Source organism: Desulfococcus sp., assembly GCF_050178255.1.
Lineage (GTDB): Bacteria > Desulfobacterota > Desulfobacteria > Desulfobacterales > Desulfococcaceae > Desulfococcus > Desulfococcus multivorans.
The window spans coordinates 12,915-33,317 of record NZ_JBFXGG010000005.1; the positions used below are offsets into that span (position 1 = coordinate 12,915).

Annotated in this window: 18 protein-coding genes and 1 tRNA gene; 12 read left to right on the plus strand and 7 right to left on the minus strand. The window is 55.9% G+C overall.

Features of this window, described 5'->3' with window-relative positions; genetic code table 11:
- Positions 1–14 precede the first annotated feature (14 nt).
- A complete protein-coding gene (gene dapA, locus AB7S84_RS02205) occupies positions 15–1,049 on the minus strand; it encodes a 4-hydroxy-tetrahydrodipicolinate synthase (protein ID WP_020876634.1) in 1,035 nt (344 codons plus the stop codon).
- A gap of 273 nt (positions 1,050–1,322) precedes the next feature.
- Here dapA and AB7S84_RS02210 point away from each other — a divergent pair, with 273 nt between their 5' ends.
- From AB7S84_RS02210 to AB7S84_RS02245, 8 genes are all read left to right on the plus strand, one after another.
- The gene (locus tag AB7S84_RS02210; RefSeq protein WP_020876635.1) at positions 1,323–1,946 is read left to right on the plus strand and encodes a tetratricopeptide repeat protein; all 624 of its coding nucleotides are present in this window, start codon (positions 1,323–1,325) and stop codon (positions 1,944–1,946) included.
- Between the two features lie 208 nt (positions 1,947–2,154).
- Positions 2,155–3,468, plus strand: a complete 1,314-nt coding sequence (dsrA, locus tag AB7S84_RS02215; protein ID WP_020876636.1) for a dissimilatory-type sulfite reductase subunit alpha — start codon at positions 2,155–2,157, stop codon at positions 3,466–3,468.
- Positions 3,469–3,483: 15 nt separating this feature from the next.
- Positions 3,484–4,632: a dissimilatory-type sulfite reductase subunit beta gene (dsrB, locus tag AB7S84_RS02220; protein ID WP_020876637.1), complete on the plus strand. Its 1,149-nt coding sequence runs from the start codon at positions 3,484–3,486 to the stop codon at positions 4,630–4,632.
- 69 nt (positions 4,633–4,701) lie between these two features.
- Entirely contained in the window at positions 4,702–4,944 is a 243-nt protein-coding gene (locus AB7S84_RS02225; protein ID WP_020876638.1) for a dissimilatory sulfite reductase D family protein, read from the plus strand.
- A gap of 64 nt (positions 4,945–5,008) precedes the next feature.
- Positions 5,009–6,439, plus strand: a complete 1,431-nt coding sequence (locus AB7S84_RS02230; protein ID WP_020876639.1) for a cobyrinate a,c-diamide synthase — start codon at positions 5,009–5,011, stop codon at positions 6,437–6,439.
- A gap of 234 nt (positions 6,440–6,673) precedes the next feature.
- The gene (locus tag AB7S84_RS02235; RefSeq protein WP_020876640.1) at positions 6,674–8,752 is read left to right on the plus strand and encodes an acetate--CoA ligase family protein; all 2,079 of its coding nucleotides are present in this window, start codon (positions 6,674–6,676) and stop codon (positions 8,750–8,752) included.
- An 84-nt stretch (positions 8,753–8,836) separates the two neighbouring features.
- The gene (locus AB7S84_RS02240) at positions 8,837–9,448 is read left to right on the plus strand and encodes a DUF3786 domain-containing protein (protein WP_020876641.1); all 612 of its coding nucleotides are present in this window, start codon (positions 8,837–8,839) and stop codon (positions 9,446–9,448) included.
- Positions 9,449–9,544: 96 nt separating this feature from the next.
- Complete coding sequence (locus AB7S84_RS02245; RefSeq protein WP_428152823.1) at positions 9,545–10,615, plus strand: NADH-dependent flavin oxidoreductase; 1,071 nt, start codon at positions 9,545–9,547, stop codon at positions 10,613–10,615.
- Between the two features lie 75 nt (positions 10,616–10,690).
- Here AB7S84_RS02245 and AB7S84_RS02250 read toward each other — a convergent pair whose 3' ends face one another.
- Positions 10,691–11,959, minus strand: a complete 1,269-nt coding sequence (locus AB7S84_RS02250; protein WP_020876643.1) for a PLP-dependent aminotransferase family protein — start codon at positions 11,957–11,959, stop codon at positions 10,691–10,693.
- A gap of 183 nt (positions 11,960–12,142) precedes the next feature.
- Here AB7S84_RS02250 and pdxS point away from each other — a divergent pair, with 183 nt between their 5' ends.
- Positions 12,143–13,012 (plus strand): pyridoxal 5'-phosphate synthase lyase subunit PdxS, encoded by an 870-nt coding sequence (gene pdxS / locus AB7S84_RS02255; protein WP_020876644.1) that lies wholly within the window; start codon positions 12,143–12,145, stop codon positions 13,010–13,012.
- Positions 13,013–13,015: 3 nt separating this feature from the next.
- Positions 13,016–13,585: a pyridoxal 5'-phosphate synthase glutaminase subunit PdxT gene (pdxT, locus tag AB7S84_RS02260; protein WP_020876645.1), complete on the plus strand. Its 570-nt coding sequence runs from the start codon at positions 13,016–13,018 to the stop codon at positions 13,583–13,585.
- An 84-nt stretch (positions 13,586–13,669) separates the two neighbouring features.
- Here the strand turns inward: pdxT and fabF are convergent, their stop codons facing one another.
- The 5 genes from fabF to rpmF all read right to left on the minus strand — a co-directional run bounded on the left by fabF (position 13,670) and on the right by rpmF (position 17,911).
- Entirely contained in the window at positions 13,670–14,956 is a 1,287-nt protein-coding gene (gene fabF, locus AB7S84_RS02265) for a beta-ketoacyl-ACP synthase II (protein WP_327078323.1), read from the minus strand.
- A 68-nt stretch (positions 14,957–15,024) separates the two neighbouring features.
- Positions 15,025–15,267 (minus strand): acyl carrier protein, encoded by a 243-nt coding sequence (gene acpP / locus AB7S84_RS02270; protein WP_020876647.1) that lies wholly within the window; start codon positions 15,265–15,267, stop codon positions 15,025–15,027.
- Between the two features lie 25 nt (positions 15,268–15,292).
- Complete coding sequence (gene fabG / locus AB7S84_RS02275; RefSeq protein WP_020876648.1) at positions 15,293–16,039, minus strand: 3-oxoacyl-[acyl-carrier-protein] reductase; 747 nt, start codon at positions 16,037–16,039, stop codon at positions 15,293–15,295.
- 2 nt (positions 16,040–16,041) lie between these two features.
- On the minus strand, positions 16,042–17,709 hold the full coding sequence (locus AB7S84_RS02280) for an acyl-CoA dehydrogenase family protein (protein ID WP_020876649.1): 1,668 nt from the start codon (positions 17,707–17,709) through the stop codon (positions 16,042–16,044).
- Positions 17,710–17,728: 19 nt separating this feature from the next.
- Positions 17,729–17,911: a 50S ribosomal protein L32 gene (gene rpmF, locus AB7S84_RS02285; RefSeq protein WP_020876650.1), complete on the minus strand. Its 183-nt coding sequence runs from the start codon at positions 17,909–17,911 to the stop codon at positions 17,729–17,731.
- Between the two features lie 666 nt (positions 17,912–18,577).
- Between rpmF and gltX the strand changes: the two genes are divergently transcribed.
- Together gltX and AB7S84_RS02295 are read left to right on the plus strand one after the other, a co-directional pair.
- Positions 18,578–19,984 carry a glutamate--tRNA ligase gene (gltX, locus tag AB7S84_RS02290; RefSeq protein ID WP_020875512.1) on the plus strand — a complete coding sequence of 469 codons (1,407 nt, stop codon included), beginning with the start codon at positions 18,578–18,580 and terminating at the stop codon, positions 19,982–19,984.
- Positions 19,985–20,039: 55 nt separating this feature from the next.
- Positions 20,040–20,113: transfer RNA gene (locus tag AB7S84_RS02295), tRNA-Gln, on the plus strand.
- The last annotated feature ends 290 nt before the right edge of the window (positions 20,114–20,403 follow it).

Consider the following 20,403-nt stretch of genomic DNA (forward strand, 5'->3'; position numbering starts at 1 on the left):
TTTGGAGGACGGGGTTAGTATTCCTTATAGAACAGATGTTCCCATCTGTCGGGACTATTGAGGCGGTTTTCAATGTCAATGCCGAAAAAGTCCGAGATGGGGGCAAGAATTTCAGGGGTCCGGGCCTGAACTTCCCGGGCAGCCTCCAGCACGACCTGGATGCCGTTGGCGGTCATTTTGCCCAGGGGCCTTCTGCAGACGCCGGACGGCATTCCCAGGATATGCATCAGGGTTTTGATTCCCAGCGGATTCCTGGCCCGACAGGCGACATCCCCGTAAGGGGTTTTCTCGGTGGTGGTGATGGTCACGAGCCTGAAAAGGGGTGCGAGGCCGGCTTCGAGGTGATCAGCGGCTTCTGTTTCCCCGGCCTCCAGCAACCGAACCATTTCGGAGACGGCCTTTGGCGCGATGTTGGACGCCACGGATATCACTCCGCCCGCTTTGATGGCAGGATCCTTCATCATCCGAAGCGTGAGAGCGTCATCGCCGGAAAGAATCGTGAATGCCGGGCCGCAGCAAGATCGGACCCTGCGCATATTCTCGATATTGCCCGTGGCTTCCTTCACGGTTGAAACATTGGGATATTGTTGGTTGAGGAGCGCCAGATCTTCCGGCAGCAGTTGCGCGCCGGTTCTGCCGGGGATGACATAAGGGATCACGTCAATTTCCGGAAATCGTGCAGCGATGGGGGCAACGTATTCCCGCCGGATTTCAAGGGAACTTGGCCCGTTGTAGTATGGATCGACCAGCAGGACGGCATCGACACCGGCTGTCGCCGCGTGTTCCGTAGCCTCCAAGGCTTCGAGGGTGTTGTTGCTGCCGGTTCCTGCGATACATTTGCATCGATCTCGACAGAGCTTCGCGATTTTCTCGATAACGGCGTTGTGTTCCCGCCAGTTCAGGACCGGGCTTTCCCCGGTGGTCCCGACGGCCAGAACGCCCGACACCCCGTTTGCGATCTGGAACTCCGTCAATCTTTCGATCCCGTCCTCATCGATTTCGTCACCCGTAAAAGGCGTGACGAGAGCGGTGTAGGTACCTGCCATCATAACGATTCTCCCTTTTCTTGATTCCCTGGTCTGATCGAACCTTCAGACGGTTAGAACTCCTGACCGGACGATCCTCGTTCTCGACGAATATAAGGAAATGGATTCGGCTTATCGAAAAACAATTCGAAAATTTCTTTTATATTGGACTGCAGCAGGACATGTCAAGTGTGTTATTTTTCAAAATGTTTTTCCCTTGACAATGAGAGGCCGTCTGCGTACTTACATTTCTTTCACGCTAAAAAAACATGTATATGCAAAGGAAGTGGCAGTACCATGGAAAAAGCCAAGAATGCGGAAGAATATATCGCCCAGCAACGACAAATGATCGCCGCCAATCCGGAATGCGGCACGAGTTACTATAACCTCGCCGTTGCCCTGATTGGACTTCAAAAATACGAAGAGGCTGAAAAGGAGCTCTTCAATGCACTGGAATGCAGTCCCGGGCTGGCAGAGGCCTATGTTCAGCTCGGTGGACTGGCACTTCGAAAGGGAGATCTTGACGGTTGTTTGGAGTACAATCGGCGGGCGGTCAAAGTCAAACCGGGATTTTCCGAGGGGCACGGCAATATCGGATTCGTTCATCTTCAGCGGGGCGAGGTGGACGAAGCCATCCAGTCGCTTCAGCGGGCGACCTACTTCAATTTTCGGTTCGTTCAGGCGTTTGCCTCCCTTGGCAGCGCCTATCTCATGAAAGGTGAGATCGAGGAGAGCATCCAAAACAGCCTCAAGGCCCTGGCCCTCGCTCCGGATTTTGCGGTCGCCCACAACAATCTGGCCATCGCTTACCTTGAAAAGAAGGATTACGGTAAGGCGGTGGAGCATTGTGACAAGGCGATGAAATTGGGATACGAGGTGGCGCCCCGGATTCTGGAGGAGATCGAAAAACATCGTTCCTGACGGGACGATCCCGATCCGGCTCCTCTCAACCGTGCTTTTCTATTGACATCCAGGCGGATTGATTTTATAAGTCCGCACTTAAGCATTGCGGTGTTTTGATGGGGTGGCCGTGCCTTTGAACCTTAAAGGTGAGTCCGAAGCCCTGGTGGAGGGATGAGTTTTTCCTATAGTCAGGATGGTTAATCTATAAACTACTTATGGAGGTAAGATGATGAAGCATGAGACCCCTTTGTTAGATCAGCTTGAGTCCGGACCGTGGCCGAGTTTCGTGTCCGACCTAAAGGCAGAGGCTGAAAAAAGGGCCAAGAACGAAGAGAATATCGAATTCCAGATCCCAAGCGATGTTGTTGAAGACCTCCTTGGTGTCCTCGAACTCTCTTTCAAAGACGGAACGACCCACTGGAAACACGGCGGCATCGTCGGTGTTTTCGGATACGGCGGCGGCGTTATCGGTCGTTACTGCGACCAACCAAACGCCTTTCCCGGGGTTGCCCATTTTCATACCATGCGCGTCGCCCAGCCCGGCGGAAAATTCTACACGACGAAATACTTGAAGGATCTTTGCGATCTGTGGGATCTTCGCGGCAGCGGCATCACCAATATGCACGGTTCCACCGGCGACATCATCTTCCTGGGAACCACCACTCCGCAGCTGGAGGAAGTCTTCTTTGAACTGACCCACAGGATGGGTCAGGATCTCGGCGGCTCCGGCTCCAACCTGAGAACCCCGGCCGACTGCATCGGTCAGGCCCGCTGTGAATACGCCTGCTACGACACCCAGGCCCTCTGCTACGATCTTACCATGGAATACCAGGACGAACTTCACCGTCCGGCTTTCCCCTATAAGTTCAAATTCAAGTTCGACGGCTGCCCCAACGGTTGTGTTGCCTCCATCGCCCGCGCAGACATGTCTTTCATCGGTACGTGGAAAGACGACATCAAGATCGATCAGGAAGCGGTCGCCGCTTACGTCGGCGGTGAATTCCCCTCCAACGCCGGTGCCCATGCCGGTCGCGACTGGGGCGCTTTCGACATCCAGAAAGAGGTCGTCGACCTTTGCCCCACCAATTGCATGAAGTATGAGGGCGGCAAGCTCGAGATCAACAACCGCGAGTGCGTCCGCTGCATGCACTGCATCAACGTCATGCCGAGAGCCCTGAAGATCGGTGACGATAAGGGCCTTTCCATCCTGGTCGGCGCCAAGGCGCCCATTCTCGACGGCGCTCAGATGGGCTCCCTGCTGGTGCCGTTCATCAAATGCGAAGAACCCTACGACGAGATCAAGGAAGTGATCGAGAAGGTCTGGGACTGGTGGATGGAAGAAGGCAAAAACCGCGAACGTCTCGGTGAGTTGATCAAACGCCAGGGCTTCCAGAAGTTGCTCGAGATGACCGAGATTGATCCCGATCCGCGAATGGTTTCCGAACCCCGTTCCAACCCCTACATTTTCTGGAAAGAAGAAGAGGTCGAGGGCGGCTGGGATCGCGACATCAACGAATTCAGAAAACATCATCTGAGATAAGGAGGAGAAGATACCATGGCATTTATTTCTTCAGGTTATGATCCGAAAGAACCGATGAAAAACAGAATCACCGACATCGGTCCGAAAAAGTTTGATGAATTTTATCCTCCGGTCATCGCGAAAAACAAAGGCAAATGGCTGTATCACGAAATTCTCGAGCCGGGTATCCTGGTGCACGTGGCTGAAGGCGGCGACGAGGTCTACACGGTCCGTTGCGGCGGCGCCCGTATCATGACCACCTCCCTGATCCGGGAGATCTGCGAGATCGCCGAAAAACACTGCGACGGATACCTCCGGTTCACCACCCGGAACAATATCGAGTTCATGGTCGATGACAAGTCCAAGGTGGACGCTCTGAAAAAAGACCTGGCCGGTCGCAAGTTTGCCGGCGGCAGTTTCAAGTTTCCCATCGGCGGCACCGGTGCCGGCATCACCAATATTGTTCACACGCAGGGCTGGATCCATTGCCATACCCCCGCCACCGACGCCTCCGGTACGGTCAAGGCGACCATGGACGAGGTTTTCAGCGATTTCCAGAACATGAGGCTTCCCGCTCCGCTCAGAATCTCCATGGCCTGTTGCCTCAACATGTGCGGCGCCGTGCATTGCTCCGACATCGCCATCCTGGGGTATCACCGCAAACCGCCGATGCTGGATCATGAATACCTGGACAAACTGTGTGAAATCCCCCTGGCCATCGCCGCCTGTCCCACCGGCGCCATCAAGCCGACCAAGGTGGACCTGCCCAGCGGTGAGACCGTGAAGAGCGTCGCAGTCAACAACGAGCGATGCATGTTCTGCGGCAACTGCTACACCATGTGTCCCTCACTGCCGCTGGCGGACAAGGACGGCGACGGTATCGTTCTCATGGCCGGTGGAAAGGTTTCCAACCGCATCAGCGAGCCCAAGTTCTCGAAGGTCGTTGTCGCCTTCCTGCCCAACGAGGTGCCGCGCTGGCCTCAGATGACCGACACCATCAAAAAGATGATCGAAGCCTATGCCGCCGACGCGAAAAAATACGAACGACTGGGCGAATGGGCCGAGCGTATCGGATGGGAAAGATTCTTCGAGAAATGCGAGTTGCCTTTCACCCATCATCTCATCGACGATTTCCGTGATCCGGCGTATTATACCTGGCGCCAGTCCACCCAGTTCAAGTTCTAAATTCGCTGTACAATAAACTGCGGGGGATGCAGTCATGCATCCCCCGCTTCCGGATTGAGGGGTTTATTTATGGAATACGAGGATGCAAAAAAATTGATCGTCGAAGAGTTGACCAAAAAGCTCAAGTCCAAAAGCAAGTTCTACTTCAACGATCTGTCCAAGATCCTGGACCTGAAACCCAGGGAAGCCAAAAAAATCGTGAACAAGCTTGTTGAGGACGGCGTTCTTGAATATTGGTCCAGCGGAAGCACGACCATGTACGGAATGCCCGGAACCGGGAAACAGGCTGCGGCTGAGCACGAAGACGAATAAGCCGCGACTCGTTTGTCAGAGCAATCCGCTCATACGCTCTTTGAGTTTGCCTCAGGTTCCGTTTATGCACCACAGATATATTGACTTTCCCAGAATTTTTATCGCCGGTTTGCGCGGCGGCGCGGGAAAGACCATATTGTCCATCGGCATTATTGCCGCATGGCGGCGGCTGGGCAAATCCATTGCTCCTTTTAAAAAAGGTCCTGACTATATTGATGCGGGCTGGCTGGCCCTGTCGGCTGGTCGGCCCTGCTACAATCTCGATACCTTTCTGGTTCACCCTCAAGACGTTCTCCGATCCTTTCTTTCCCACGCCCACCCACACGACATCGCTGTTATCGAAGGCAACAGGGGGTTATATGACGGCATTGACACCGAGGGGACGACCAGTTCCGCCGAGGTGGCCAAACTGCTGAATGCCCCCGTGGTGATCAGTCTGGACTGCACGAAGACGACGCGTACCATGGCGGCCGTCGTGGCGGGTTGTCTGGGGTTCGATCCGGATCTCGGGATCAAAGGGGTCATTCTGAATCGAATTGCGGGCAGTCGTCACGAACAGAACCTCAGAAGAAACATTGAGCATTATTGTGGTGTTCCGGTGGTGGGAGCGGTTCCGAAGCTGGATGCGGAAAATTTCCCGGAGCGTCATATGGGCCTGGTACCGACGCCGGAGCATGGCTGGGCCGTCGATTCGGTGGCGGCGGCGGCGGAAATTGCCCGGCGCTACCTCGATATGGACAGGCTCGAGCAGATCGCAATGGCTGCCGCTTCGGATCGGGTCCCCGTGGCGTATCTGGTTTCAGGGCGGGATACCGACGCGTTCGCTGAAAATTCCAAGCCGGTGATCGGCGTCCTGCGGGATTCGGCCTTTCAGTTTTATTATCCGGACAACATCGATGCCCTTCGGCGGGCCGGAGCCCAGGTGAACTTCATAAGTGCATTTGACGCCGGATCCTTCCCGCAGGTGGACGGTCTTTATATTGGGGGCGGTTTTCCCGAAACTCATGCAGAAAGGCTTGCGGGCAATGCCGGATTCATGGCAGGATTGAAAGCCAGAGCCCGTGGGGGGATGCCCATCTATGCCGAATGCGGGGGACTCATGTACCTGGGAGAAGCCCTGGTCGTAGACGGACGACGGCACCCCATGTCCGGGGTTCTGCCCATTGTATTCGGGCTTTCGGACCGTCCCCAGGGGTTGGGATATACCGTGGTTCGGGTGGAATCGGAAAATCCTTATTTCGCCGTGGGCACGGAGATCCGGGGCCATGAATTTCGATATTCCCGGGTTCTTGAATGGCGAGGGGATGACCGGGACCTGGTTTTTGGCATGCGGAGAGGAAAGGGATTCATCCGTGGACGGGACGGCATCCGATATAAAAATGTTCTCGCCACCTACACGCATATCCATGCCTTGGGGATGCCCGCATGGGCGGAAGCCATGGTCGCCGCGGCCGCCGCTTCAAAGCGGCATCGCGTCTTGCCCGATATCCGCTGACGTTCTCATCATTCCATACTGTAATCCTTCCGTTTTATCGCCTCTCAACATCCGCTGCGCACCCATAACGCTGGATTTTTGAAAACGATCCGGTTAAGAAAGAATCTGCATTTAGACAATAACCTAACTTTCGACTTCCATGACGGTGACCGGGAAGAGGTGTCGGGAGGGTACGCCCCATGAATACCGAAAGTTGGGACACATGATGACCAACAGTATGTTCAAGGGGGGAAGATGGATTATTTTTTCAACCCAAAGGGATTGGCGGTCGTCGGTGCGACGGCCAATCCGAAAAAGGGCGGCAACATCATCATTGCCAACCTGCTCAAGGGGTACACGGGAAGGATCTATCCGGTCAACCCGCGGTACGATACCATTGAAGGCCTGACATGTTATCCTTCGCTGCGGGCGGTGCCGGATCCGGTGGATCTGGCGGTAGTCTTCGTCGGCGCGGAGATGGTTCCTCAGGTGATCCGGGACTGCGCTGTACGCGGCATTCCCGGCGCCATGATTGAATCCGCGGGATTTGCCGAAATCGGCGCCGAAGGCGTCGCACTACAGCAGGAAACCGCGCGGATCGCGGGGGAGGGCGGTGTCCGGCTTTGGGGGCCCAACTGCATGGGACTGGTGGACGTGAAAAACCGGCGGGTGTTCTCAACAGTGACGTCCTCCATCTGGGAGCAGGGGATGATCCCCGGGAAGGTCGCCCTCATTGTCCAAAGCGGCATGCTGGCCGGTGCCTTCCTCATCGACGTCATGTCTCACGGCGTCATGGGCATGGGTAAGGCCTGCTCCATCGGAAACAAGATGGATGTCGCGGAATGCGACCTCCTTGAGTATCTCCTTGCGGATCCGGATACCGGGGTGATCGGCCTCTATCTCGAATCCATCGTCGACGGGCCCAGATTCATATCCCTCTGCAAAGCGGCAAACAAACCGATCGTCGTCCTGAAGGGGGGAAAGTCTGATGAAGGGGCGGCGGCGGCTGTGAGTCACACCGCCAGCATGGCGGGTGACGGCGCCGTGGTCAGCGGCGCCTTCCGCCAGGCCGGGGTGGTGGAGGCCGATGATTTCTACCAGATGATGGATTATTGCCGGGTTCTGGAGGCGTTCGACGATTTGCCCTCTGGGCTGGGAAATCGGGTGGCGATCATGACCTACAGCGGCGGTGCCGGGATCGTGTCGGCCGATTTTCTGGTGGATTCGCAGCTCGCTATGGCGACCCTCTCCCGGGAGTCCCTGACGCGGCTTGAAGATGTCTTCCCGTCGTGGATGGCGCCGGGAAATCCGGTGGATCTCTGGCCCGGTATCCTTCTCAACGGAACCCACAAGGCTTATAACGAAACGCTGGCGGTTCTGATGGCCGACCCCGGGGTCGACGCCGTCTTCGCCCACTGTTTTGTCGGCGGATTTGATCTGGAACCGCAGCTCGATATCATGGCCGGTCTATCCCATAGTGCCCGGAAACCGCTCTTCTGTTGGATATCCGGAGAGCGAAATGCGGTGAGTCGATTCCAGCGACAGGCTCTCGATCTCAAGATTCCGGCCTTCAGGGAGGTCAAACGGGCGGTTGATTGCCTTGGAAAACTCCTGGCGTATCACCGGCGAAGGCATCAGCCCGTCGACGACCGGATCCAGGATATTCAAATACAGACCGTTCCCTTGGATCGTTTAAGCGGCGGCCCCCGTGTTCTCGACGAACGGGCGTCAAAATCGATTTTGAAGCGGGCTGGGATTCCGGTCGTGGAGGAGATTCGGGTCATGTCTCCGGCAGAGGCCGATAAAGCGGCGGATCGATTCGGATGGCCCGTGGTTCTGAAAGGGGTGGTGCCGGGTGCGGTGCACAAGACCGAGGCCGGGCTCGTCGTGATGAATATCCATGGGCGGGAGACGCTCCATCGAGAATTCGAAGGGATGGCGCTTCGGGTGGGTCAGCGGGGGGGGATGCTTCTTCAGCCCCAACTACCGGCCGGGTTGGAGCTGATTGTCGGCCTGATCCGGGATCCCCAATTCGGGCCGTGCGTGATGTGCGGTCTGGGCGGCATATTGACCGAGGCACTCAACGATCGCGCATTCGCCGTTGCGCCCCTTAGCCACGGGGATGCCCTGGCCCTCATCGGCCGACTGAAATCTCAGCAGCTCCTTGACGGGTTTCGCGGGGCAACCGCCCTCGATCGGGATGCCCTGGCCGATGTCCTCGTCCGGCTGGGAGCTCTGGGTGTCGCCTATCCTGCTGTTCGCGAGGTGGATATCAACCCTTTCATTGTCGTAGAGGGGCGTCCCGTAGCCGTGGATGCCGCTGTGATGCTGTAATCGGTGTTCGACGCTGCTTCGCTTTTCATCCCTTGGGCCTCGGCCGTCGGCAATATGCGGTGTCGGCGGGGAAGGATGCCGCTCATGAAAAAAAAATCGCCTGTATTCGAAAGAAATTATCGGTATTACCTGGAAATGATCGGAGCCCTCGATCTTCCGTCACGTGCAAAGCTTCTGGGTGCTGAAGCCGATGCAGACGGCCTGATCGTTTCTTTTTTCGGCAGACCTCACCGGATATCGGGTGACGGCGTCATCGGGCCCGACGGTCTGCGACCTTGTTACAGTACGTGCATCATACTCTTCAAATATCTTCTGATGTGTCCCGACACGGTTAAAGCGCGGGGGCCGTGGACTTCGTTCAGGGATTTCAAGGATGCCGGCCCCTTGCTCGTCTATTTCGCGAAAGCGGTAGAGGCACTGATCACCGAAGGGTTTGAGGGAGATGTGAACGGCCTTGCCTCCGCCGCGAAGAAAATGGGGGGAAGAATGCCGGATACCCTGTTTTCCCATGACCTTTCGATTCAGTTCGATCCGCTTCCCCGACTGTCGATGCTGCTGCTCTTCAATGACCGGGATGAGGAATTCTCTTCCCACTGCTCCGTATTGTTCGAAAGGCAGACGGAGGCCTACCTGGATATGGAGTCCGTTGCGGTTCTGGGGCACGTGCTTTCGGAGGGGCTCTTAATGCTGAAATAACGGCATTCGCATTCATAACCCGATTTTCCGCAAGGCGACCAGCGCCGCAGCGTTAACGGCATCGGCCGCAGACGGGATCGATGACGAGGAGGAAAAATGGCAGAGGATATCTTGTTTTCTCCGTTTCAGCTGAAGCGTTTTAACGTTAAAAACCGATTGGGTGTGGCGCCCATGACCCGGATGTCGTCGGTGAAGGACAGCATTCCCCGCCGCGATGTCCTTGATTTTCTGGTCACGCGAGCCAAAAACGGTGCCGGGATCGTCTATACCGAAGCCATCGTGACGGATTACGAAAGCGCCCAGGGATATCCCGGCCAGGCACGCCTCACGTCCCAGCGACAAATCGACGTCTGGTCCCGGGTCGTTGAGAACATCCACCGTCATGGCGCCCTTTCGATTCTACAGATGTTTCATTGCGGGAGGGTGGCGTGGTCGGGAGTCAATCCGGCCGGACGGGTGATCGCTCCCAGCGCGATTTGCCCCCGTCAGGATAATCCCCTGACTGGAGAGCCTTACCCCACGCCGGATGTCATGAGCCGATTTGATATCGATCATGTCCTCAATGGGTTCGTCGAGACCGCCAAAGGCGCGGTAGCCGCGGGTTTTGACGGTATTGAAATCCATGGCGCTCACGGCTACCTCATCAGCCAATTCCTCTCCGGCTATACCAACCAGCGGACCGACGGCTATGGGGGATCAATGGAAAAGCGATACCGTTTCGTTCACGAGGTGATCCAGGCGGTCAGACCGGTTGTGCCTTCGGACCGTCTTCTTTTCTTCCGCATTTCCAACTGGGGCGTGGTGGACAAAGAGATTTCACTGTTCTCGGATCAGGCAGAGTATCAAGACATTATTCGCCGCCTTTCCCAGGAACCCATCGATGCCGTTTCGGTTTCCACCTATGCATACGGCGACGAGGCTTTCGGATCGGGCAAAACCATGGCCCGTCTCACCCGAGAGGCCACAACGCTGCCGATCTTCATCTGCGGGAAAATTTACGACCGCCGCAGCGCGGAGGAAGCCCTGAAGGACGCCGATATCGTTCTTTCCGGGAAAACCGCTTTGCTCAATCCCGATTGGGTGGATGACCTGCGCACGGGTAAGACGCTGCCACTTCGCAGCGCTGAGGAGGCCGACATCGCCTACACCACCAAACCACTGCCGTGACCCATCCGTCGACCCGCCGATCGAGCGGATCCGTTGCTTCCGAGGTCGACGAAATGCTCGGTGCTGACCGATTTCTCAATTTTCATGGTGAAAAGCATGGGGCAGAAGGTTTCTCAGATAGGTGACGGCTCGATCAAATGTGTCATCGTCCATGTGCATAAAGGAGATTCGGAAAAAATTCCTGAAGATCGGCGAAAAGGAAAATTCCTCCCCCGGGGTCCACGGCACCCTGGGGAGGGAAAGCGATCGATCCGATTTGACCCAAAGGTTGTAGCCCGGGGCATCGTGAGGTATCGACAAGAAAGGATGTTCGGCGATCAACCCTGTCAGGCGGCGCTTTCTCTCCTGTATCCGCACATGAGTTTCGGTAATATATCTTGCATAGGCCCCCTCACGGATGAACCGTGTGGCGAATTTCTGAAGGAGACCCGTCGAGGCGATGTCCGACATGAACTTTGCGTAGATGAATTTGTCGAAGAGCGATTCGGGAACAATCATGGCACCGAGGCGGACACCCGAGACGGTGGTTTGAGACAGAGACTTGATATAAAGGGTCTTTTCAGGAAGGATGTCTATGAATCGCGGATCTGGACGGGGGTTGAATTCCGATAGATAATCATCTTCGATGAGATAAAAAGGGAATCGTTCGGCGCGCCTGACCAGCGCCTTTTTTTTTTCGAGGCTGTAGGAGATGCCGGTGGGATTATGGACCGCGGGCATGGCATAGAATAGCTTGATGGCGGGAGTGAGTTTACGGTCGAATTCCTCCAGGTCTGGGCCGTCGGTCTCGAGGGGGACGAAATGCCGAGCTTTGAAAAGGGAGATGGCCCCGGGATACGTGGGATCCTCGAACAGAATTGAATCTGAGATATTAGTCGAAAAAACCTTGGCGGTAAGGTCCAATCCCTGCTGTGCGCCGGAGACAATCAACATGCGCTGGGTCGGAAGTCGATAAAAGGCGCCCAGAGCCTCGATCAGTTCCGGGTCCCCCTCAACCGGCGGGGGAGAGAAGGCCTGGGTTCGTTCCTGATCGAAAAGGTCCGAAAAAATGGCTTTTGCGGTTTTCAAGGGAAAGAAGGCTTCAGAGATGTAGGACGTTCTGAAGTCGAACACCTCACCGCTCATGGCAATCTTTTCCGGATAGCGAACGAATGAGCCGCTGCCCACGACGTTTTCAATCATCCCGTCGCGCTTGAGGGCATCGAAGGCCTTTTGAACCGTTAATTTGTTACAGCCGAATTCCTCGGCTACCTGACGAATGGACGGGATCCGCTCTCCCGGTCTGTAGCGTCCCTCCCGGATACGTCGCGCCAGTTCCGCTGCAATGTCTCTGTATAGCGCCATGTTCTCCTATTTTCTGCTTGACAATATTAGTACAATATATCAAGTGTACTAGTCTAAAAATCAACTGGGCGATAACAACTTGCAGAAATGGGGGCCTCATGACGAGAGCCGGCCCGTCTGATGTGTCGCCGGATGCCGCTATCGAATTCGTTCAATGAACCCAATATGTGGAAAGGAATAAAGGTGAGTCGAGAGAAAGTCAACAAAGGCTTTGCCGAGATGTTCAAAAACGGGGTGATCATGGATGTCACGACGCCGGAGCAGGCGCGCATTGCCGAGGATGCCGGAGCGTGTGCGGTCATGGCACTTGAGCGCGTGCCCGCGGATATCCGCACTCAAGGCCAGGTGGCGCGCATGAGCGACCCTGCCATGATCGAATCCATCATGGCGGCGGTGTCCATACCGGTCATGGCCAAAATCCGGATCGGTCACTTCATGGAGTCCCGCATTCTCGAGGCTCTGGGGGTCGATTTCATCGATGAGAGTGAGGTGCTGACCCCGGCCGACGAGAGCCGCCACGTGGACAAGCAGACATTTGCCGTCCCATTCGTCTGTGGCGCCAGAAACATGGGCGAAGGGCTCCGGCGCATCCACGAAGGGGCGGCCATGCTGCGCACAAAAGGGGAGGCGGGCACGGGGAATATCGTGGAGGCCGTCCGACATATCCGGACCATAACGGCCGAGATCGATGCCCTGAAGGGTATGGACGACCTGGCTTTGGAGGAAACAGCCTCCCGTTGCCGGGTGCCCGTTGCCTTGGTGCGGGAGACGATGGAGCGGGGCCGATTTCCGGTGGTCAACTTTGCTGCAGGCGGCATCGCCACCCCCGCGGATGCCGCCCTGATGATGGCGTTGGGTGTAGACGGCATTTTTGTGGGATCGGGCATTTTTAAATCAGAGAATCCTTCCAGGACAGCGTCCGCCATCGTTCGAGCGGTCATTCATTGGGAGGACCCCGGCAAACTCGCGGAGATCTCCAAAAACCTGGGGGCCGCCATGGTGGGACTGGAGATGGCCGGTCTCGAAACCCGCATGGCCGGTCGGGGAACGTGATTCATGATGGTGGGGTTGCTGGGGCTCCAGGGGGCTTTTCTCGATCACATCCATCACCTGAATTCCCTGGGTATCCAATGTCATATCGTCCGGGATGCGGAAGGGCTCAGAGAAATTGACCGACTCATCATTCCGGGGGGGGAGAGCACGGTCATGGGGAAATTTCTGCATGAATTTGAGATGATCGCTCCCATGAGGGAACGGATTCTGGACGGAATGCCGGTCTGGGGCATCTGTGCGGGGGTTGTTCTCCTGGCCGAAACGGTTGACGGTAGTCCCGGTCGGCTGGACGTCCTGGCGGTGTCTGTGGAGCGAAATGCCTACGGTCGTCAGTTGGCCAGCACGATCCGTGACATCGACATCTCGATTCCGGATATCTCCGACGGTGTGAACGCCTTCCCGGGAATCTTCATCCGATCGCCCCGGATTACGGCGTCCGGGCCCGGAGTGACGATTCACGCGAGGTCCATGGGAGATCCGGTCTTCGTACAGCAGGGCCGGATCATGGCAACGACGTTTCATCCGGAGTTGACGCAGACAGCGGTGTTTCACCGATATTTTTTAAGTCTGTAGTCCTGAGGGCCGGAAAGCGAACGAGCATCCTTGAGAAAGGGGATGCTCGCTCTGGGTCGGATTGAAGCAAGGCGACGGTTGTCGCTAAGGGCGGTACTTCCTCACGATGATCGCGGCGTTGGTGCCCCCGAAGCCGAAGGAGTTGCTCATCACGATGTCGATGGGGGTCTTCCGAGCGATATTGGGCACATAATCGAGATCGCACTCCTCATCCCCGCTTTCGAAATTGATGGTCGGGGGAATGATGTCGTGATAGGCGGCCAACGTGGAAAACACGGTTTCGATGCCGCCTGCGGCACCCAGAAGATGGCCGGTCATGGATTTCGTCGAGCTGACGGGTACTGACTTGGCATGCTCTTTGAAAACCGTTTTGATGGCCCGGGTTTCATACAGGTCGTTCAATGGGGTTGAGGTGCCGTGGGCATTGATGTAGTCGATCTGGTCGCAGGAGATACCGGCATCGGCGATGGCGGCTTCCATGCAGCGAACAGCGCCTTCGGCGTCTGGGGGGGGAGACGTCATGTGGTAACCGTCGCCGCTCATACCGTATCCGATGACCTCGCCGTAAATCCTGGCCCCTCTTTCCAGAGCGTGTTCAAGAGCCTCGATAATGAGAATTCCGGCGCCTTCCCCGACCACAAATCCGTCCCGGTCCTTGTCAAAGGGGCGGGATGCCCGCTCGGGATCGTCATTCCTCGTGGACAGGGCCTTCATAGCTCCAAAACCGGCGATGCAGGTCGGTGTGATCACGGATTCCATGCCACCGGTGATCACCGCATCCGAAAATCCCCGTTGAATATTCTTGTAGGCCTCTCCCACGGCATGGGTACCTGCCGCACATGCCGTGGCGATGGACAGATTGGGCCCCTTGGCGCCGAACTGGATGGAAATCATTCCGGCCGCCATGTTGCCGATCATCATGGGGATGAAAAAAGGGCTGACCCGCTTGGGACCCCGTGTGTTGATGATCATCGTGTGCTCTTCCAGCGTCGCCAATCCGCCAAGACCACAACCGGTAATCACGCCGATCCGGGGTCCGTTTTTCGCATCGATGGACAGCCCGGAGTCCTCCATGGCCATGCGAGATGCGGCCAGGGCATAAGAAATGAAGAGTTGGTTGCGTCTGGCGTCCTTCTTGGGGACAAAGTCTTCAGGGTTGAAGCCCTTAACTTCAGCAGCAATTCTGGTGGTATAATCGGACGCATCGAATCGCGTTATTTCACCGATGCCCGATTTCCCGGCGCAGAGCGCCGCCCACGATGCTTCCACACCGATGCCTATCGGTGTCACCAACCCTAGTCCTGTAATAACGACCCGCCTGTTCAAAAGACCCTCCCTTTCCAAAAACAGCGGCAAAGGTTCAGGCTTCAAACACCGGTGTCTTTCCGACGCTTGAAACCCGAACGAATCGACCGTTTATGGGCGATACTGAAATATGATCAGGAATTCTTGGCGATGTAGTCGAATGCGTCCTGAACCTTCACCATTTTTTCGGAATCTTCGTCCGAGATTTCAATGTCGAACTCTTCCTCCATGGACATGATCAACTCCACCAGGTCCAGAGAGTCGGCACCGAGATCGTCCACAAAGGCAGCCTCGGGAATCACTTCGTCGATGTCTACGCTCAGTTTTTCCGCAATAATCTTTTTTACTTTTTCTTGAATCTTATCGATATCGGTCATAACTATAACTCCTGTTATTGTTTGCTTACATATACATTCCGCCGTTCACGTGGAGCACGTGTCCCGTGATATAGGCTGCTTCATCGGATGCCAGAAACTGGACGGCCGCCGCAATTTCACGAGCCGTGCCGGGTCGGCCGAGAGGGATCTGGGCCACCATGGCCTCTCGTTGCGCGTCCGTCATCGCAGCGGTCATGTCGGTTTCGACATAGCCGGGCGCCACCGCGTTTACGGTGATGCCTCGAGATGCCAGCTCCTTTGCCAGGGCTTTGGTCAGACCGATGAGGCCTGCCTTAGCAGCGACATAGTTGGCTTGACCCGGGTTTCCCGATGCGCCGACGACGGAGGAAATATTGATAATTCTGCCGCTTCGTTGTTTGAGCATGGTTTTGGCCGCGATTTTGGAAGCGTGAAACGCTCCCTTGAGATTGACGTCCATGACGGCGTCCCAGTCGGCTGTTTTCATGCGGACGATCAAGCCGTCACGGGTAATGCCCGCGTTATTGACGAGAACGTCGAGTCGGCCGGTTTCTTTGATCACGCCGTCCAGAAATGCTTTGACGTCGCTCTCGGACGATACATCCACCCGGACGCCCTTGCCTCTGCCTCCGGCTTCGGTGATACGGCGTTCCGTCTCTTCGGCGCCGGCCGTATCCGCGGCATAGTTAAAATAGACCCGCGTTCCGGGACCGGCAAAAGCCTCGCATACGGCCCGGCCGATGCCCTTGGAACCGCCGGTGACGACGATGGTCGTATCTTGCTGTTCCGACATGTTTACCTCGCAAACAGGGTATCCGCGACCCGGTCCATATCCCCGATGATGTTGTGGTAACTCTGGGCCAACTTGTTCATGTCCGTCACGGCGATGAAATCTTCGACCGCTTCCGGCGTAAAGGCACCGGTACCCTTCAAAATTCTGAGGCTGTTTTGGGTGATTAACTCCGACACCTCGGCCGCGAAAATTCGAGACATGGCCTTGAAGTGTTCCGCGCGGGAATCGCCGTTATCGGCGAGCCGAACCGTTTTTCGCCCCATGGCGGCGCCGACTTCCACATGCGTCATCATGTCCGCCAGGGCGAACATGACCGTCTGTTGCTTGGTCAGGCGGTTTTCATGAACACGGTTGATCAATGCGTTCAGCACCTGAGCGGATATGCCGTAGAAACGGCAGCCGACATCCCTGACCCTCTCGTCGATCGCCGCCATTTCCGATGCGATGGACTGGTAGAAGGCTCCTTTGGTCTTTCGGGTCGTTTTCCAGCGGAAGGTGCTGATGATGCTCTGCTGGATCTCGCTCGTGCCTTCGTAGATGCTGGTGATCCGGACATCCCGTCTGATCTTTTCCACTTCGTACTCGGCGATGTAGCCGTATCCGCCCAGGGCTTGCATGCAGTTGTCCGCCGCCCGGTTGGCCGCTTCGGTGGTGAACAGTTTCCCAATGGAGCCCTCCACCTGGAGATCCTGCTCACCCGAGTCGAGCCGGCAGGCCGTCTCCTCGATATAGGCGCCCGCCGCCTCGAGACGCACGGCATTGGGAACGATCAGCTTGTGGGTGTATCCTTGCTTTTCAGCGAGGGGCGAGCCGAATTGAACCCTCTCCCTGGCGTAAGGGATAGCGATTTCCATGGCCGCCTGGGCCGCGCCCATGGCCATGGATGCCACCATGAGGCGTGTGTATCCGAAAACCATGTTGGCCTGCTTCAATCCCTGGCCGGGAACACCGCCGATGAGATTCTCCACGGGTACGAAAACGTCCGTGAACGAAAGCGGGGAGGTGTTGGATGCACGGATTCCGTGCTTTTCCTCTCCCTTGCCGGGGGCGTATCCTGGGGTGCCTTTTTCGACGACGAAAAAGCTAGGCCCTTCCGGCGTATTGGCCAGAACGGTGATAAAATCAGCATAGCCGCCCGTGGAGATGAATTGCTTGTTGCCGTTGATGCGATAGCCCGTGATCTCTCCGTTTTCTCCCGTTACCGGCTCGGCCTTGGTTTTGAGGGCGGCAAGATTGCTGCCGGCGTTGGGTTCGGTCACGGCGTAAGCCACCAGGGCGTCGCCCGCGGCGATGGCGCCAAGCCATTTTTCCTTCTGTTCAGGGGTGGCGCCCACCAGGATCGGGTCCGCGCCCAGCTGAATGGCGAAAAACCCCGTGCCGACGCCCAGGCATATCTTGCACATTTCGCTGATGACCACATGGCAGTCCCAGGCGCCGCCGCCCATGCCGCCGTATTCCTCGGGAATAAACAGAAGTTGCAGGCCGATATCCGGACCGAGCATCTCCCGGATTACCGCCTCGGGGAAGATCTCCTTTTTATCGAACTCAAGTATTTTTTCCTTGGTCAGAAGCCGTTTCTTCAGCTGCTGAACGGTTTCCACAATCATCTGGCGGGATTCTTCATCCAAACCGATCAGACCGCCGGCCTCCGGGGTGTTCTCTAAAGACATAGATCCCTTATCCCTTTTTTTAATCCACTTCTTTTTCCAGTACGTTCAGGCTCTTATAAGCGCCACATTCGGGACAGGCATGATGGGGCAGCCTGGCTTCGTTGCATTCGGGGCATGTCGTCAGTTCAGGCCCGCTGATCTTGTCGTGCGTTCTTCGTTTATCCCGTTTTGACTTGGATGTTTTTCGCTTGGGTACAGCCATTAGTAATCTCCTAACTTATTTTAATTATTTTATTATTTTATCTGTCCAACGCCTAATCAGAATCCTGCTTCTAGTAATTGAAATACATGGGATTGTCAAGAATTTTCATGATATTTTTTAGGGTGGACTCTTGTGCTGATGCCGGCGATATGTTATGGAGTCGATCCGGTAAAACTGTGCCGGAGATGTTTTGAAGCCGATCCCGATAATTTGTTGAACTCAACTTTCGACTTTCATAAGCCGGTGCCGGGAGGACACGGCCCACGCCCCGCGCGATTTCGTTCAAGTGCCGCTAAAGCTTGCTCCGGGCGGCCCGGAAACTCGCTTGCGCTCAAACAGTCCGGGCCGCTGATCCTCCGCTGCGCTTAAGCGGCACTAAAACTCACCGCTGAAGGGGCGCGATCCGTATCCTCCCAGCACCTCCTTTCGGTCATCGTCTGAAAGTCGAAAGTTGAATGTTAAATATGTGCGAGTGTTTTTAGAAGGTCCTGAAGCGGCGTTCTGATCGGGACTTTTTTTTGTTGTAAACGGTACATCGGGTCGATCCGACATCGGGAAGACCATCCGGCCGCACCAAGAGAGCCTTTATTACTAATAGCTAATACTAATCCAGGTCTATTAAGTCATTCCAGTCCCCCCCATCGGTGGACAGGCGAGAGGTGAAAGATGAACAAAGAGGTTGTTACGCGATTTCCCCCAAGCCCCACAGGATATCTCCATGTGGGGGGTGCGCGAACAGCGCTTTTCAACTGGCTCTATGCACGTCGAACCGGAGGTCGCTTTATCCTCAGGATCGAAGATACAGACCTTCAGCGGTCGACCCAGGCATCGGTGGATGCCATTTTCGAGGCGCTGAAATGGCTTCAGATCGACTGGGACGAAGGACCCTATTTCCAGTCGGATCGGTTTGACATATATAAGGAATATGTGACGAAGCTTCTTGCCTCAGGGCATGCCTACTACTGCGATTGTCCGCCGGAGAAGGTCGAAGAGATGCGCAAGAGAGGGCTGGCGGCCGGCGGAAAGGCGAAATACGACGGTACCTGCCGGGAAAAAGGGCTGACCGGCGGCGGCAAGACCGTGGTTCGATTCAAGACGCCTTTGACCGGCACGACGATCATCGAAGACAAGGTCAAAGGGAATATCGTTTTTCAGAATGCGGACCTGGACGATTTTATCATTGCTCGGGGCGATGGTACGCCTACCTATAATTTTGTCGTGGTCGTTGACGATATCACCATGGGCATCAATACCATCATTCGGGGGGATGACCATGTCAGCAACACGCCCAAGCAGATTCTCCTGTATAAAGCCCTGGGTGCCGAGCTGCCGGTATTCGCCCATGTGCCGATGGTGTTGGGAAAGGACAAGACCCGACTGAGCAAGCGGCACGGTGCCATGTCGGTAACCGAATATCGCAATATGGGATTTTTGCCGGATGCGCTCATCAACTATCTTGTACGCCTGGGTTGGTCATTCGGGGATCAGGAATTTTTTACCCGGAAAGAACTGTTCGAGAAGTTCAATCTGGAAAACATCGGTAAATCCGCCGGCGTGTTTGATCCGGAAAAGTTGACGGCCCTCAACGCGGACCACATCAAAGCCACGCCGCCTGAGGAACTGGCACCCCATCTGCGGCCTTTCATGGTGGAAAGAGGGATCGCCGCAGATGACGCGCGATATCTCGCCGATGTTATCCGATCCCTGAACGCACGATGCAAAACATTGGTGGAGATGGCCGACGCGGCCATGTTCTATTATCAGGACACCATCGCCTGGGACGAAACGGCGGCAAAGAAATTCTTCAAGACGGAGGCCGTCGCCCCCCTGCAACAACTGATCCGGGAGTTGAAAGCGACTGACGACTTTTCTGAAAAAGCGTTGGAGGGCGCGTTCTTGAAGGTCATGGAAAACACCGGCCTCAAATTAGGGAAGATTGCCCAGCCGGTGCGTCTCGCCCTGACGGGCAGAACAGCCAGCCCCGGCATCTTCGAGGTGATCGGGATTCTGGGAAAAACTGTCGTGATCCAGCGGCTTGAGGCCGCAGTCAGTGCGATCACGGAAAAAAAATGATTTTTTTGCCTTGACTTTTTTCAGATTTTTGTATAGACAAAGCGGGTCTTTTTGATGAGGGATCGTCTAGTGGCAGGACGACGGGTTCTGGCCCCGTTAACCTAGGTTCGAATCCTAGTCCCTCAGCCAAACAAATTCAAAGGGTTACGGAAAATACGCCGTAGCCCTTTTTTTGTGTGCGCGCCCGGCAGGGTGCGATTACCTGGATCTGTGAGAGCGGGCCGCTGATCCGCCGCTGCGCTCTATCGGCACTGAAACTCACCGCTGAAGAGGCTTGGCCCTTTCCTCCCGGCACCGCTTTCCGGTCACCGTCATGAAAGTCGAAAATTGAGCTTGTACAGCTAAAACCGCTTTGTATCCCACCCCCTTGAATGCCCCTGCGGCGCTATGCAAATCGAATGATTTACATATTGGAAAAC

Excerpts from the sequence above, each read along its gene's own strand:
- dapA (WP_020876634.1), bottom strand. The coding sequence starts at position 1,049 with ATGATGGCAGGTACCTACACCGCTCTCGTCACGCCTTTTACGGGTGAC.
- AB7S84_RS02210 (WP_020876635.1), top strand. The coding sequence starts at position 1,323 with ATGGAAAAAGCCAAGAATGCGGAAGAATATATCGCCCAGCAACGACAA.
- dsrA (WP_020876636.1), top strand. The coding sequence starts at position 2,155 with ATGATGAAGCATGAGACCCCTTTGTTAGATCAGCTTGAGTCCGGACCG.
- dsrB (WP_020876637.1), top strand. The coding sequence starts at position 3,484 with ATGGCATTTATTTCTTCAGGTTATGATCCGAAAGAACCGATGAAAAAC.
- AB7S84_RS02225 (WP_020876638.1), top strand. The coding sequence starts at position 4,702 with ATGGAATACGAGGATGCAAAAAAATTGATCGTCGAAGAGTTGACCAAA.
- AB7S84_RS02230 (WP_020876639.1), top strand. The coding sequence starts at position 5,009 with ATGCACCACAGATATATTGACTTTCCCAGAATTTTTATCGCCGGTTTG.
- AB7S84_RS02235 (WP_020876640.1), top strand. The coding sequence starts at position 6,674 with ATGGATTATTTTTTCAACCCAAAGGGATTGGCGGTCGTCGGTGCGACG.
- AB7S84_RS02240 (WP_020876641.1), top strand. The coding sequence starts at position 8,837 with ATGAAAAAAAAATCGCCTGTATTCGAAAGAAATTATCGGTATTACCTG.
- AB7S84_RS02245 (WP_428152823.1), top strand. The coding sequence starts at position 9,545 with ATGGCAGAGGATATCTTGTTTTCTCCGTTTCAGCTGAAGCGTTTTAAC.
- AB7S84_RS02250 (WP_020876643.1), bottom strand. The coding sequence starts at position 11,959 with ATGGCGCTATACAGAGACATTGCAGCGGAACTGGCGCGACGTATCCGG.
- pdxT (WP_020876645.1), top strand. The coding sequence starts at position 13,016 with ATGATGGTGGGGTTGCTGGGGCTCCAGGGGGCTTTTCTCGATCACATC.
- acpP (WP_020876647.1), bottom strand. The coding sequence starts at position 15,267 with ATGACCGATATCGATAAGATTCAAGAAAAAGTAAAAAAGATTATTGCG.
- fabG (WP_020876648.1), bottom strand. The coding sequence starts at position 16,039 with ATGTCGGAACAGCAAGATACGACCATCGTCGTCACCGGCGGTTCCAAG.
- AB7S84_RS02280 (WP_020876649.1), bottom strand. The coding sequence starts at position 17,709 with ATGTCTTTAGAGAACACCCCGGAGGCCGGCGGTCTGATCGGTTTGGAT.
- rpmF (WP_020876650.1), bottom strand. The coding sequence starts at position 17,911 with ATGGCTGTACCCAAGCGAAAAACATCCAAGTCAAAACGGGATAAACGA.
- gltX (WP_020875512.1), top strand. The coding sequence starts at position 18,578 with ATGAACAAAGAGGTTGTTACGCGATTTCCCCCAAGCCCCACAGGATAT.